Source organism: Dyella sp. SYSU CM1112 (assembly GCF_058216415.1).
Genome location: NZ_JBZEGI010000001.1, coordinates 502,538 through 516,553, shown reverse-complemented (window position 1 = coordinate 516,553; position 14,016 = coordinate 502,538). Strand labels below are relative to the sequence as shown.

Annotated in this window: 12 protein-coding genes; 11 read left to right on the top strand and 1 reads right to left on the bottom strand. The window is 58.7% G+C overall.

Annotated elements, in window-relative coordinates; genetic code table 11:
• Positions 1-2: 2 nt before the first annotated feature.
• The 3 genes from AC4HNJ_RS02560 (at position 3) to AC4HNJ_RS02550 (ending at position 1,813) form a co-directional block, all read left to right on the top strand.
• Positions 3-536, top strand: a complete 534-nt coding sequence (locus tag AC4HNJ_RS02560) for a hypothetical protein (RefSeq protein WP_490477945.1) — start codon at positions 3-5, stop codon at positions 534-536.
• A complete protein-coding gene (locus AC4HNJ_RS02555) occupies positions 529-1,149 on the top strand; it encodes a hypothetical protein (protein ID WP_490477944.1) in 621 nt (206 codons plus the stop codon). Before AC4HNJ_RS02560 ends, AC4HNJ_RS02555 begins: the two co-directional genes overlap by 8 nt.
• Before the next feature lie 148 nt (positions 1,150-1,297).
• Positions 1,298-1,813, top strand: coding sequence for a hypothetical protein (locus tag AC4HNJ_RS02550; RefSeq protein ID WP_490477943.1), 516 nt, complete (start codon positions 1,298-1,300; stop codon positions 1,811-1,813).
• A 60-nt stretch (positions 1,814-1,873) separates the two neighbouring features.
• On the opposite strand, the gene AC4HNJ_RS02545 is transcribed toward AC4HNJ_RS02550, so the two are convergent.
• Positions 1,874-3,271 (bottom strand): class II fumarate hydratase, encoded by a 1,398-nt coding sequence (locus AC4HNJ_RS02545; RefSeq protein WP_490477942.1) that lies wholly within the window; start codon positions 3,269-3,271, stop codon positions 1,874-1,876.
• Positions 3,272-3,373: 102 nt separating this feature from the next.
• On the opposite strand from AC4HNJ_RS02545, the gene purB reads away from it, so the two are divergent.
• From purB to AC4HNJ_RS02505, 8 genes are all read left to right on the top strand, one after another.
• A complete protein-coding gene (purB, locus tag AC4HNJ_RS02540) occupies positions 3,374-4,741 on the top strand; it encodes an adenylosuccinate lyase (RefSeq protein ID WP_490477941.1) in 1,368 nt (455 codons plus the stop codon).
• Positions 4,742-4,807: 66 nt separating this feature from the next.
• Complete coding sequence (locus tag AC4HNJ_RS02535) at positions 4,808-5,557, top strand: sulfite exporter TauE/SafE family protein (protein ID WP_490477940.1); 750 nt, start codon at positions 4,808-4,810, stop codon at positions 5,555-5,557.
• Between the two features lie 29 nt (positions 5,558-5,586).
• Positions 5,587-6,798 (top strand): JmjC domain-containing protein, encoded by a 1,212-nt coding sequence (locus AC4HNJ_RS02530; RefSeq protein WP_490477939.1) that lies wholly within the window; start codon positions 5,587-5,589, stop codon positions 6,796-6,798.
• Positions 6,795-7,307: a DUF7931 domain-containing protein gene (locus AC4HNJ_RS02525; RefSeq protein ID WP_490477938.1), complete on the top strand. Its 513-nt coding sequence runs from the start codon at positions 6,795-6,797 to the stop codon at positions 7,305-7,307. The genes AC4HNJ_RS02530 and AC4HNJ_RS02525 overlap by 4 nt, the downstream gene beginning before the upstream one ends.
• Positions 7,308-7,557: 250 nt before the next feature.
• Positions 7,558-10,401: a 2-oxoglutarate dehydrogenase E1 component gene (locus AC4HNJ_RS02520; RefSeq protein ID WP_490477937.1), complete on the top strand. Its 2,844-nt coding sequence runs from the start codon at positions 7,558-7,560 to the stop codon at positions 10,399-10,401.
• An 80-nt stretch (positions 10,402-10,481) separates the two neighbouring features.
• The gene (gene odhB, locus AC4HNJ_RS02515; RefSeq protein WP_490477936.1) at positions 10,482-11,672 is read left to right on the top strand and encodes a 2-oxoglutarate dehydrogenase complex dihydrolipoyllysine-residue succinyltransferase; all 1,191 of its coding nucleotides are present in this window, start codon (positions 10,482-10,484) and stop codon (positions 11,670-11,672) included.
• 147 nt (positions 11,673-11,819) lie between these two features.
• Positions 11,820-13,244 (top strand): dihydrolipoyl dehydrogenase, encoded by a 1,425-nt coding sequence (gene lpdA / locus AC4HNJ_RS02510; protein ID WP_490477935.1) that lies wholly within the window; start codon positions 11,820-11,822, stop codon positions 13,242-13,244.
• Between the two features lie 173 nt (positions 13,245-13,417).
• Positions 13,418-14,014, top strand: a complete 597-nt coding sequence (locus AC4HNJ_RS02505) for an LOG family protein (RefSeq protein ID WP_490477934.1) — start codon at positions 13,418-13,420, stop codon at positions 14,012-14,014.
• The last annotated feature ends 2 nt before the right edge of the window (positions 14,015-14,016 follow it).

The following is a 14,016-nucleotide window of genomic DNA, read 5'->3' as shown; positions in this document are numbered from 1 at the left end:
TCATGAAGCATCAACGGATGATCTTGCTGCTGGCCTTATGCGTCGTTACCGCAGCCTGTGGCATGCCTGATTTCTCCTATACGGGAAAGAACGGCAACCTCACCTTGAAAGGCAACGTACTGACCCTGCATGTCCATGGCATCCCAAATGCATCGATAGGCTCATCGGGGGACTGGAACGTTGATGGCAAAGCCGTATCGGTCACACCATCGGAGCGAGGCCTGCTGATGCTGTATTACCAGGACGTCATAAATATCCGCACGCAGAGTGTCGAAATGGGAAAAACAGGTGCGGAAGAAAGCGTCAAAGCCATCAAGAATTCGATAGCTGGAAAATCCGAGCCAAATAAAAAGCAGAAAATCTATAATGAAGTAACTGCACAGGCGAATCAGCTCTCGCTGAAAATGTGCCAGGACCAAGTAAACCTCAAGACACTCCAGGATCAGCTCGTGAAGCAAATACCGAGCTTCAAGCCGTACGGAGCTATTTTCGCAAGCAACAGCGTCGACGAATGCATGAAAGAAAACCATGACTAATCATTCGGAGAACCTTTTCATGCGGCATTGCCTCTTATTGGGTCTCGTCGCGCTATCTTGCCCGTTGGTCGGCTGCGGCGATCACTCGGACCAACATTCCATCACCATTGTCCAATCTGGCGACCACCTCATAACGATCGATAGCGAAGCAAGCGAGCTTAGTCATGGCAGTCTCCAGCTCGGCAGCCATCAAGTGACGATCCATGCGCACGCTGCGCCTGATGCGGTCATTCACGCCAACGGCGATTTTGAGGTTAAGCAGCAGACTGTCGCTGTCGATACTGCAGTCCGCGAATTACTCAAAAGTTACTACCGCAATGCTTTGACGATACGCACTGACGCCGTCGCTACCGGCAAAGCCGGCGCTGCCGTAGGGGAACAGGCGGCAAAGAGTGTGCTTGCGCGTTTGGCCAGCGGCGATCCAAACGCCATCCAGCACGACATCGACGCCAAGGCTCAACTGGTGAAAGAAGCCGCTGCAAAAATCTGCCAGGACCTACGCAGCATCAAGGATAATCAGGATCAACTCGCCGGTATGCTGCCTGCATTCAAGCCTTATAGCCACCTCGTCGTCGACAAGGACATCAATGATTGCGAGAAGAATCACGGTTGAAGTCGTTAACCAAACGCACGTACCTCTATCAAACATGCATATTGGCAATCGAAATTGATCACTTACTGACGCAATATGTCCACACCGCCGGCATGACTTCGACAAGTCATGTTTTCTTATTCACATGGTCCGCATGAGGGGACGCATCATGAACTACCGACGGACAATAACGCTACTCGCACTCTGTGCCACCATCAGCGCATGCGACGTACCCGATACCACCATGATGAACGGTGATATCACACTCAAGGACAATCTCCTGGCGCTGCATGTCGACGGCGCGCCCGACGCCCTGATCAACTCAAGCGGAGCGTTGCAGATCGGTGGCAAGACCATCCCGGTTACCCCCACTCAACATGGTCTGCTGATGCTCTACTTTCAGAACGTCATGGATGTCCATCAAACCGGCGTGGACATGGGCAAAATTGGTGCAGGCATAGGCGCCAAAGCATTGAAAAATGTCTTCGACGGCAAGTCCAAGGCGAAACAGGATCAGGATGCGGAGGCCGGCAGCAAGCAATTGGATGCGCTTTCACAGAAAATCTGCCAGGACGAAGCGAATATCAAGAATGTGCAAGACCAGCTTGCCGCTCAATTGGCGGCCTTCAAGCCTTATGCAGGCATCGTTACCAGCGAACGCCTGGCGGACTGCGCAAAGGATTAATGCAGGCGCACGGTGAGAACCCTCTCCTCCGTACTATGAGGAGAGGGTGGCACAACTGCCTCAGCCGCTTGCACCTCCACCACCATGGATGCCGCCCTTGGTCAACGCGCGCGGATCCAGTAGCTTCTTCAGTTCATCCTTTGAGAGTCCCGAGCGCTCCAGCGCGACATCCATGATGGGACGTTTTTCTTTATAAGCCTGCTTGGCGATCGCAGCACCCTTCTCATAACCAATTACTGGATTCAAGGCGGTGACCAGGATGGGATTCATCGCGAGGGCCTGGTTGACCCGCTCTACGTTCACGTGAAAACCCGCAATAGCCTTGTCGGCCAGCAACCGCGAGACATTCGCCAGGATCGTGATCGATTGCAGCAAGTTATAGGCGATCAGCGGCAGCATCACATTGAGCTGGAAGTTGCCGGACTGGCCAGCGATAGCAATGGCCGCATCGTTGCCAATCACCTGCGCCGCTACCATGGCGGTGGCCTCCGGAATGACCGGATTCACCTTGCCTGGCATGATGGATGATCCGGGCTGCAATGCCGGCAGCTCGATTTCCCCCAAACCGGCCAACGGACCGGAATTCATCCAGCGCAGGTCATTGGCAATCTTCATCAACGCCACGGCGATGGTTTTGAGCTGGCCGGACAGCTCCACCGCGGCATCCTGAGCTGCCATGCCTTCGAAATAATTGGCCGCGGAATCGAAACGCACGTTCGTCAACTTCTTGAGTTCTCGAGCCACCGCTGCACCGAATTTGGGGTCCGCATTAATACCCGTGCCCACTGCAGTGCCGCCCAGCGGCAATTGACGCATACGCTTGAGGCTGTCCTGAATCCGATCTTGTGCCGATGCGATTTGCGCCGACCAGCCGGACAGCTCCTGCCCGAACGTAACCGGCATGGCGTCCATCAAATGCGTACGCCCGGTCTTCGGCACGTTACGCAGTTCGCGCGCACGCTGGTCGATTACCCGCCTTAGGTGTTTCAACGCCGGCAACAGCTGCTCGTGCGCGGTCAGGGTGGCACTGACATGGATCGTGGTGGGAATCACGTCATTAGAGCTCTGTCCATAATTGACGTGATCATTCGGGTGCACCTTGGCACTGCTTTTGGCCGCCAGGTGAGCGATCACCTCGTTGGCATTCATATTGGTGCTGGTTCCCGAGCCGGTCTGGAAAATATCGATCAGAAACTGGTCGTCGAATTGCCCGTCGGCCACCGCAAGGGCTGCTTTGCGGATGGCTGTCGCTTGCCCCTTCTTCAAATACCCGAGGGTGAGGTTTGCTTCGGCAGCTGCTGCCTTCACCAAGCCCAATGCCCGGATGAAGGCTCGCGGCAAATGCAGGCCGGAGATGGGAAAATTGTCGATCGCACGTTGCGTCTGTGCGCCGTAAAGCGCATCGGCCGGCACTTTCAGCTCGCCCATACTGTCGTGCTCGGTACGGAAACCTCTCATGATGACGCCTCATATCCAGGGAACTGCCCGCACTATAGGCCCGCAAACGTTTGCTGCGGGGCAATGTAAAATAGACGGTTCTGATCCTCCGGAAGCCTCCCGATGTCCTCCCACGCCTTGACCGCCCTTTCACCGCTGGATGGCCGATATGCCGGCAAGACTGAAGCATTACGCCCGATCTTCAGCGAATTCGGCCTCATGCATCGTCGCGTACACGTGGAAATCGAATGGCTGCTGGCTTTAGCGGCCGAAAGCAACATTGCGGAGCTTCCGGCCTTTACTGATGCACAGGCCACACAGCTGAGAGCCATTGCAGCCAACTTCAGTACTGAAGACGGCGCGCGCATCAAGGCAATCGAAGCCACCACCAATCACGACGTAAAAGCGGTGGAATACTTCATCAAGGAACGCATCGGCAACGATCCAGCACTTGCTCAGGCCAAGGAATTCGTTCACTTCGCCTGCACCAGTGAAGACATCAACAATCTTTCTTACGCGCTGATGCTACGCGATGCGCGTGCGCATGTGCTGTTGCCCTGGCTCGACAAAATCATCGCCAAGCTACGCGAATTGGCGCATGCCAACGCCACGCTGCCCATGCTGTCACGCACACACGGCCAGACCGCATCGCCCAGCACCTTGGGCAAAGAACTGGCCAATGTCGTGGCGCGCCTGGAACGCCAGCGCAAGCAACTGGCGATGGTGGAGATCCCGGGCAAGATCAACGGCGCGGTGGGCAACTACAACGCGCATGCCATTGCTTATCCGCAGGTTGATTGGCGCACCTTTTCCCAACGCTTCGTTACCGGTCTTGGACTGGACTACAACCCGTATACCACGCAGATCGAGCCCCACGATGGCGTTGCCGAATACTGCGATGCGGTCCGCCGCGCCAACGTCATCTTGATCGACCTCGCGCGCGACATATGGGGTTACATCTCACTCGGTTACTTCAAGCAAGCATTGAAGGCTGGCGAAGTCGGTTCTTCGACCATGCCGCACAAAGTCAACCCGATCGATTTCGAAAATGCCGAGGGTAATTTCGGCCTTGCCAATGCGCTGCTCGGACATTTCGCCGAAAAGCTGCCGATCAGTCGCTGGCAGCGCGACCTTACCGATTCGACAGTGTTGCGTGCACTCGGCACCGCTTTCGGCCACGCCCTTGTAGCACTGGAATCCCTGCAGAAAGGACTGGGCAAACTAAACGTCAACGCTGATCGACTCGCCGCGGATCTCGACGCTAGCTGGGAAGTGCTGGCTGAGGCCGTGCAGACCGTCATGCGTCGCTACGGTCTACCTGAGCCCTATGAACAGCTCAAGGCGTTGACCCGTGGACAAGGCATCACCCGTGACTCCATGCGTGAATTCATCGCAGGCCTGGCGTTGCCAGAGGATGCCAAGCAGCGCCTGCTCGATCTCACTCCTGCCCGCTACATTGGCCTTGCCGCCGACCTGGCGAAGACGATCTGATCCGCCGGACCGGACAAAAGCGAAGAGCATTTGTCATGCTCCCCCTATCCGGTCCGAACGAGCATCATGGCGCCTCTCTCCGAATTTCTCACCTTTGCCGGTATCGGCGCTCTCGCCCAGCTCGTCGACGGCGCGCTGGGCATGGCCTATGGCGTCACCTCGGCGGGCATGCTGCTCGGTGTAGGCATGGCTCCGGCGCTGGCAAGCGCCAGCGTGCATTATGCAGAAACCTTTACCTGTGGTGCATCGGGCCTCAGCCATTGGTGGGCGGGCAATGTGCAGCGTCGGCTGTTTCTCGTGCTGGCTATTCCCGGCGTGCTCGGCGCGATCTTGGGCGCGACCCTGCTTACGCACATGCCGCCTATATGGATCCGTTATTTCCTCACCCCTTATCTGCTCCTGATGGGCTTGTTCCTGGTGCTGCGCACGACTCAACGCAAAGATCGGCGCGCGGATGTGCCACGCGGCACAGGCGTATTGGGCTTTGTCGCCGGTCTGCTCGATGCGGCTGGCGGAGGGGGTTGGAGCGCCTTGACGGTAACAGCCATGGTGGCACGTGGCCAGGAGCCACGACTGGTGATTGGCAGCGTCCATCTTGCCAAGTGCGTCGTCAGCATCGCAGCGAGTATCACCTTTCTGCTCAGCATCGGCGAGAGCAAACTGCACGTGGTATTGGGACTGATCCTGGGCGGGGTTGCCGCAGCACCATTCGGCGCCTGGCTGGTTCGTCGGCTACCACCACGCATTTCCACATTGATGGCCGGCCTGACGGTACTTGCGTTAGGGGCCTACAACTTTTACCGACTCCTGCGCTGAACCTTGCATCATCCTCCTAGAATTCCCTCATGGCCCTCTCTCGCACCTCCCGCAAACCATTGCCGATCGAAGTACGCGGCACTCCCAGGTATCCGCTGGGCATGAGTCCGGAACAATTCCTGCGTGATTACTGGCAAAAGCACCCCCTGCTTATCCGCCAGGCTTTCTCCCATTTCCGCTCACCGGTCGAACCAGAAGATCTCGCAGGCCTTGCATGCGAAGAAGGCGCCCTGTCGCGCTTGATTCAACATGACGAAGATCGCCAGCGTTGGCGCGTCAAAGCCGGCCCCTTGAGTGAAAGCGACTTTGCCAAGACGGGTGATGCCAATTGGACACTGCTGGTCCAGGACGTCGACAAATGGGATATGGATGTCGCCGCGCTGCTTGACCATTTCCGCTTCCTGCCGAACTGGCGCATCGATGACGTGATGATTTCCTACGCAGAGCCAGGGGGGGGAGTGGGCGCACATATCGATCACTACGATGTATTCCTGCTCCAAGGCTTGGGACAGCGCCACTGGGCTATCAGCACCGATCCCCTGGCTCCCAAAGCATTTCGCAGCGATGTGGAACTCAAGCAACTGGAACACTTCGAGCCTACGCATGAGTGGTTGCTGGAAGCCGGAGATATGCTCTATTTGCCTCCCGGCATCCCCCATGATGGTGTCGCTTTTGGTGGCCCTTGCATGACTTTCTCGGTGGGCATGCGCGCACCGTCGCAGGCCGAACTCGTCGGTGATCTCGCCGATTACCTCGCCGAACGCTTACAGGACGAGCAACGCTACACCGATCCAGATCTGGAACCCGTCAAACGCCCTGGCGAAATCGACAAGGCCGCATTGCAGCGCGTGCGGGTCGCCGTGCCGTTCTCGACTGCGCTTGAAGACGCCACATTGATCGACTGGTTTGGCCGCTTCATCACCCGCTATCGCAGTGCTCAAACGCCGCTGTCGCCAAGTATGCCATTCACTGAAGCGGCGTTTACGAAGCAGCTTGCCGGCGGCGCTTCGCTGCTGCGCCACCCATGGGCACGCATGGCCTGGGCGCAGACCGGTTCGCGCTGCACGCTCTACGCCAATGGACACGCTTATCCGGCTTCCGTCCGATGGGCGGCCCGGCTGTGTGCAGAACGTACGTACTCCCCCCCTTTTGAGTTGTCTGGCACCGAAAGAGCGCTGCTACTCACTCTCGTCAATGACGGGTACCTGGTTCTCCGCCGCCTCCGCGGACGCGGCGTATGAATACCCCATCGGCGTCTTCTGATGATGGCGCCCACGCTATCGACGGATTCGAGGCACTCGCCGCCATACGCTTACAACTGCTAGCGGCGACCCGGTACAAGTTGATGCTCCATTTGCCAGTGCTGCCGACGAACATCCTGAGCAGCCCGGAAGAACTCACCCAGCTCCGCCGCATCGCCACCTCAGGGCGGGGTGCCGAGATCCGCATTATCCTTGGCGATCCGGTGATGGCCCTGCGCGCAGGACATCGCCTGATTGATCTGGCTCAACGGCTGCCCAGTATGCTGCGCATCCGCACCCCACCCGACGATGACCGGGACAGCGAAATGGAGGCCAGCGCCTGGCTGCTCAACGACACGGGCGGCTATCTGTTCCTCCCCGACGCCAATCGGTGGGAGGGAAGGGCGGCACTATGCGACACACCTGGACAAGCCCCCCTGCTCCTGCAATTCGAACAAATCTGGGACCGCGCCCTTCCCGCCTCCCAGTTGCAGCCGCTGGACTTGTAAACCGTTAGCTGAATACCCATGCAAGCCGGGCCTTCCGCTTTTGCACCGCGTTCGATCGCCCAAAAGCCTAAGACCTTGTCCCGGCTGCCTTCGAGCTGATTGAAAAGAATGTCGGTGATCTCTTCATGACATAGCGCATCGGCTTGCCGCGTTGCGGAAGCCGCAGGCTATAATTAACAGGATTTTTCGCCGGCGAACCCCCGCCCTAAAGGATGGTTCGCTGAGGCTTCCCTTCCCTGCCGGTGGTGACGTGAGCACAAACCTGATCAGCGAGTTTTTTGAATCCTCGCAACTCGCAGGCGGCAACGCCGATTATGTCGAATCCTTGTATGAAACCTGGCTAGCTGACCCCGCGTCGGTTCCAGCCGAGTGGAATACCTACTTCAAGACTTTCAAAGGCCGCGAATCGGGAGACGTTCCCCATACCGCGGCCATTGCGCGTATAGAAGCAGCGCAAAAACAGCGCCCCGGCTTCGTAGCGGCGGCGCCTGTCAGCGACGAACATGCGCGCAAACAGGCCGGCGTATTGCGCCTGTTGACGGCTTACCGCTCCCGCGGTCATCTGGCCGCCGACCTGGATCCCCTCGGACTGGCGCCAAAGATGCACGCACCGGACCTGGATCTGGCCTTCCACGGTTTGTCGGATGCCGATCTCGACACCGAGTTCGACTGTGGCAATTTCGCCGGCGGCGGTCAGCGCATGAAGCTGCGTGAGCTGTTCTCGCGCCTCAAGCGTGTCTATACCAACACGGTTGGTGCGGAGTTCATGTACATCTCCGACCACACCCAGCGCAATTGGATCTATAGCCGCCTCGAACAGGCCAACGGCAGCGCAGGTTTGGATAAGGCGGGTAAGCAACGCATCATGGATGGCCTGACGGCTGCCGATGGTCTCGAGCGTTACCTGCACACTAAGTACGTAGGTCAGAAGCGCTTTTCGCTGGAAGGCGGCGACAGCCTGATTCCGATGGTCGACGATATCGTGCGCGCCGCGGGCGACAACGGCATCAAGGATCTCGTCATCGGTATGGCCCATCGCGGTCGCCTGAACGTCCTGGTGAACATTCTCGGCAAGCCGCCCAAGACGCTGTTCAACGAGTTCGAAGGCAAATTCGAACACAACGATGACGACCCGGGTCATTCGGGCGACGTGAAGTATCACTTGGGCTTCTCAGCCGACGTACGTACGCCCAAGGGCGGCGTGCACGTGGCGCTAGCCTTCAACCCATCGCACCTGGAAATTGTGAACCCGGTAGTTGCCGGTTCGGTCCATGCACGTCAGGTTCGCCGCAAAGACAACGAGCGTACGCAATCGCTCGCCGTGCTGGTGCACGGTGACGCAGCGCTGGCCGGCCAAGGCGTGAACATGGAATTGTTCAACATGTCGCAGGCGCGCGGCTTCAAGATTGGCGGCACGCTGCACATCGTCGTGAACAATCAAGTGGGCTTCACTACCTCCAATCCGCAAGATGCCCGTTCCACGCTGTACTGCACCGACCTGGCCAAGATGGTGAATGCACCGGTGTTCCACGTGAACAGCGACGATCCGGAAGCAGTGATCCAGGTGACACGACTCGCCTACGAATTCCGCAAGCAGTTCCGCAAGGACGTGGTGATCGATCTGGTGTGCTACCGCCGCCACGGTCACAACGAAGCAGACGAACCGGCGGCCACACAGCCGGTGATGTACCAGATCATCCGCAAGCGCCCCCCCGCACGCGAACTCTACGCGCAGCAGCTGATCAAGGAAGGCCTGATGGCCGAAGGCGATGCACAGAAGCAGTTCGATGCTTATCGCGACCGCCTCGAAGCAGGCGCGGCGATGACCGACCTGCATCCGTCGCTGACCAAGGACGTGGAAGTCGACTGGAGCCAGTTCATCGGCAAGAAGCTTTCGACGCCAACCAATACCACCCTCCCCAAGCAAAAGCTGATCGAGCTTGCCAACCGTATCCTCGACGTGCCCGAGGATGTGACGCTGCAGTCGCGCGTGGCCAAAATCTATGACGATCGCCGCAAGATGGCCGCCGGCCAGCTACCGGGTGACTGGGGTTTCGCTGAAAATCTCGCCTATGCGACATTGATCGACGAAGGTCACAACCTGCGCATCGTCGGCCAGGACTCCGGCCGCGGCACATTCTTCCATCGTCATGCCGTGCTGCATGACCAGAAGGACGGCCATACGTTCATGCCGCTGGCGACGTTGCGTGCTGATGCCAACGTGGAAGTGATCGACTCGCTGCTCAGCGAAGAAGCGGTGATGGCCTTCGAATACGGCCACGCCACCACCGATCCTTACACCCTCAATATCTGGGAAGGACAATTCGGCGACTTCGCCAATGGCGCACAGGTGGTGATCGACCAGTTCATCAGCTCCGGCGAAGCGAAGTGGGATCGCCTGTGCGGCCTGGTGTTGTACTTGCCGCATGGTTATGAAGGCGCTGGTCCGGAACACTCCTCCGCACGCCTTGAGCGCTTTCTGCAACTGTGTGCGATGGAAAACATGCAGGTATGCGTGCCAACCACGCCGGCGCAGGATTTCCACATGATCCGTCGCCAGATGCTGCGCCCCGCACGCAAGCCGCTGATCGTCATGACGCCAAAGTCGCTGCTGCGTCACAAGCTGGCGGTATCGACGCTGGACGAACTCGCCAATGGCAGCTTCCAACTGGTGATCGGCGAACACCGCGATGTGCCGGCCAAGAAGGTCAAGCGCGTGGTGCTCTGCTCTGGCAAGGTCTATTACGACCTGTTGGAAGAGGCCGAGAAGCGCGACATCAACGACGTGGCAATCGTGCGCGTGGAGCAGCTCTATCCGTTCCCGCGCCCGGAAGTGAGGACCGAACTGGAGAAGTACCCTTCCGCGAAGGAAGTGGTGTGGTGCCAGGAAGAGCCGATGAACCAGGGCGCCTGGTTCCAGATCCGCCACCATTTGCAGGCCTGCGTGGGCAGCAAGCAGAGCCTGTCTTATGCTGGTCGCGCACGTTCGCCTGCACCCGCCGCCGGTCACCTCAACGATCACATCGCCGAACAGGTGGCACTGGTCGAGCAAGCGCTGGTGGCGCCGATCGGTCCCGATCACTCCGCAGAATAAGTCCATCTTAAAGTGCGGCCAGGATGACCGCTTTTTGACTTTCTCGCTCAGGGATGAGCGCCAAACCAAAAGGTTCAAACATGTCTACCGAAGTCAAAGTCCCCGTTCTGCCCGAGTCCGTCTCCGACGCGACCATCGCCACTTGGCACAAGAAAGCCGGCGATGCCGTAAAGCGCGATGAGAACCTGGTCGATCTGGAAACCGATAAGGTCGTGCTGGAAGTGCCTGCGCCGGTTGACGGCGTGCTGAAGGAACTGAAGTTCCAGGTCGGTGACACGGTGACCAGCCAGCAGGTGATCGCGGTAATCGAGGAGGGGGCTACTGCGGCGTCCGCACCGGCTCCCGCACCCGCGGCAGCTCCTGCCCCGGCCCCTGCTGCTGCTCCCGCGGCCAAGGGCGCTGGGGATCTTTCTCCCGCCGGATTGCGCGTAGCCACCGAAGAGAAGATCGACGTTTCGAAGGTTGCCGGTACAGGCCGCGACGGCCGCGTTACCAAGGAAGACCTGGTGAACTACGGCAAGGGCGGCGCCCCGGCTGCCGCCACACCGCCGGCAGCGCCAGCGGCTGGCGCCCGTCCGGAAGAGCGCGTGCCGATGACGCGTATCCGCGCACGCATCGCCGAGCGCCTGATGCAGTCGAAGAACTCCATCGCAATGCTCACCTCGTTCAACGAAGTGAACCTCGCCGAAGTCACCAAGATGCGCAAGACGCTTGGCGAGCAGTTCGAAAAAGCGAACGGCGTGAAACTCGGCTTCATGAGTTTCTTCGTGAAAGCTGCCGCCGAAGCCCTGAAGCGCCGTCCGATCGTCAACGCTTCGGTCGATGGCAACGACATCATCTATCACGGCTATCAGGACATCTCCATTGCCGTGGCTACCGAAAAGGGCCTGGTGACGCCGGTACTGCGCGATGTGCAGAGCATGAGCTTTGCCGATGTTGAGCGCGGTATTGCCGATTACGCCAAGAAAGCCCGTGACGGCAAGCTGGGGCTGGAAGACCTTCAGGGCGGCACGTTTACCATCACCAATGGCGGCACCTTCGGTTCGCTGTTGTCGACGCCAATCGTGAATCCCCCGCAAAGCGCCATCCTGGGCATGCACACCATCAAGGAGCGCGCCATCGTCGAGAACGGCCAGGTCATTGCCGCGCCAATGATGTACATCGCGCTCAGCTACGACCATCGCATCATCGATGGCAAGGATGCCGTGCTGTTCCTGGTCGACATCAAGAATCAGCTGGAAAACCCGCAGCGCATGTTGCTGGGCATGTGATGCATGTGAGCGCCCCGCTCACATGCAAATAGGTACGAAGCGCCGATGGCGAAGTGTGTGATAAACGACACGCTCGCCATCAGCCGCTAAAGCTCCCCCCTTGATGCGCTTCTCCCAACCAAGCGCACCAAACTTCAAGGAACAACCATGAGCGATAAATTCGACGTCATCGTCATCGGCGCCGGCCCTGCCGGATACGTAGCCGCGATCCGCGCTGCACAACTCGGCCTGAAAACCGCCTGCGTGGATGCTTTCGTCGGCAAGGACGGCAAACAGGCGCTCGGCGGCACCTGCCTCAATGTCGGTTGCATTCCCTCCAAGGCACTGCTCGATTCATCCAAGCAGTACTACAACTTGTCGCACAACCTGCCGGCGCATGGCATCAGCGTGGAGAATGCCAAGGTGGACATGGCCACCTTCATCGGCCGCAAGGACAAGATCGTCAAACAGTTTACCGGTGGTATCGGCCAGCTGTTCAAGGCCAACAAGGTCACCCCGTACTTCGGCAAGGGCAAGCTGCTGAAGGGCAACAGCGTGGAGATTACCGGCAACGACGGCAGCACGCAGACGATCAGTGCCACCAACGTGATCCTCGCTTCCGGCTCGGTACCGATCGAACTGCCGTTTGCCAAGTTCGATGGCAAATACATCATCGACAACGCCGGTGCACTGGACATCAATGAGGTGCCCAAGCGCCTGGGCGTGATCGGCGCAGGCGTGATCGGCCTGGAACTGGGCAGTGTGTGGAAACGCCTGGGTGCCGAGGTAACCGTCCTCGAAGCGTTGCCGGATTTCCTCGCCGTTGCTGACCAGGACATCGCCAAGATCGCCAAGAAGGAATTTGAGAAACAGGGCCTCGCCATCAAGCTCGGCGCCAAGCTCACCAAGGCGGAAGTGAAGAAGAACGAGGTAGTGCTGTCCTATGAAGACAAGGACGGTGCGCATGAACTCATTGTCGATAAGCTGCTGGTGGCCGTGGGTCGCCGCGCTTACACCGAGGGCTTGCTGGCTGAAGGTACAGGCGTACAGCTTGACGAGCGCGGTCGCATCAAGGTCGACGAGCACAATCACACAGGTGTAGACGGTGTATGGGCAATCGGCGACGCTGTACGTGGCCCGATGCTGGCCCATAAGGGCTCCGAAGAAGGCGTGGCGGTGGCCGAGTGGATCGCCGGCAAGGCAGGTCACGTAAACCTGGAAACGGTACCGTGGGTGATCTATACCGAACCGGAAATCGCTTGGGCGGGCAAGACCGAGAAGGAACTGAAGGAACTGGGGATCCCCTACAAGGTGGGCACCTTCCCATTCGCCGCCATCGGCCGTGCAGTTGCCATGAACGAGGCTATCGGCCAAGTGAAGATGCTCGCCCATGCCGAGACCGACCGCATTCTCGGCGTCCATATGGTCGGCCCTGGCGTATCCGAGCTGATTGCCGAATGTGTGGTCGCGATGGAGTTCAAGGGCTCTTCCGAAGACCTGGCTCGCATCGTTCACGCGCATCCGACGCTCTCCGAGGCTGTACATGAAGCAGCACTCTCGGTCGACAAGCGCGCTATCCATAAAGGCAACTGAGGTCAGGACGACTTCACCCCGAGCGACGCATGGATGCGCCATGATTCGGGGTCGACGGCCCGCTCCTGGCGACATGGGCGGGCCGTTTTGTTTCTAGAACGAGAGACTGGCCGGATATATATCCGGCCAGTCTCTCGACACCTGCCCCCTCTCTCGCCTTTCAAAATTTCACTATGCCTCTACCCACCTCCCTTTGCGTCTATTGCGGCTCAAGCTCCGGCAAATCCCCGGAATATGCTCATAGTGCCCATGCCTTCGGTACCGAAATGGCACGCCGCGGCATCACGCTGGTGTATGGCGGAGGTAAAGTGGGCTTGATGGGTACGGTGGCCGATGCCGTGTTGGCCGCCAACGGCAACGTCGTGGGGGTCATTCCCCGCCAACTGGTCGAACGCGAAGTAGCCCATCCCGGGCTGACCGAGATGCACGTGGTCGAAACAATGCATCAACGCAAGACCCGCATGTTCGAGCTATCAGAAGCCTTTGTGGCGTTGCCTGGTGGTTTCGGCACCATGGACGAGATGTTCGAAATGCTGACCTGGGCGCAGCTCGGATTACACAAATATCCCTGTGCGTTCCTTGATGTGCGAGGGTATTACAGCCAATTGCGCACCATGATGGATCACATGGTGAATGAAGCATTCGTGCGCGTCGAGCAGCGTGAAAGCATATGGTTTGGCGAAGACATGACCCAGATGTTTGACTGGATGGCCCGCTATCAAGGCGGCTATGCGCCCAAGTGGATCGATAGCAGAAGCGTTGAAGCCTGATT

Excerpts from the sequence above, each read along its gene's own strand:
- AC4HNJ_RS02555 (WP_490477944.1), top strand. The coding sequence starts at position 529 with ATGACTAATCATTCGGAGAACCTTTTCATGCGGCATTGCCTCTTATTG.
- lpdA (WP_490477935.1), top strand. The coding sequence starts at position 11,820 with ATGAGCGATAAATTCGACGTCATCGTCATCGGCGCCGGCCCTGCCGGA.
- AC4HNJ_RS02535 (WP_490477940.1), top strand. The coding sequence starts at position 4,808 with ATGGCGCCTCTCTCCGAATTTCTCACCTTTGCCGGTATCGGCGCTCTC.
- AC4HNJ_RS02505 (WP_490477934.1), top strand. The coding sequence starts at position 13,418 with ATGCCTCTACCCACCTCCCTTTGCGTCTATTGCGGCTCAAGCTCCGGC.
- AC4HNJ_RS02525 (WP_490477938.1), top strand. The coding sequence starts at position 6,795 with ATGAATACCCCATCGGCGTCTTCTGATGATGGCGCCCACGCTATCGAC.
- AC4HNJ_RS02550 (WP_490477943.1), top strand. The coding sequence starts at position 1,298 with ATGAACTACCGACGGACAATAACGCTACTCGCACTCTGTGCCACCATC.
- AC4HNJ_RS02545 (WP_490477942.1), bottom strand. The coding sequence starts at position 3,271 with ATGAGAGGTTTCCGTACCGAGCACGACAGTATGGGCGAGCTGAAAGTG.
- purB (WP_490477941.1), top strand. The coding sequence starts at position 3,374 with ATGTCCTCCCACGCCTTGACCGCCCTTTCACCGCTGGATGGCCGATAT.
- AC4HNJ_RS02530 (WP_490477939.1), top strand. The coding sequence starts at position 5,587 with ATGGCCCTCTCTCGCACCTCCCGCAAACCATTGCCGATCGAAGTACGC.
- AC4HNJ_RS02560 (WP_490477945.1), top strand. The coding sequence starts at position 3 with ATGAAGCATCAACGGATGATCTTGCTGCTGGCCTTATGCGTCGTTACC.
- odhB (WP_490477936.1), top strand. The coding sequence starts at position 10,482 with ATGTCTACCGAAGTCAAAGTCCCCGTTCTGCCCGAGTCCGTCTCCGAC.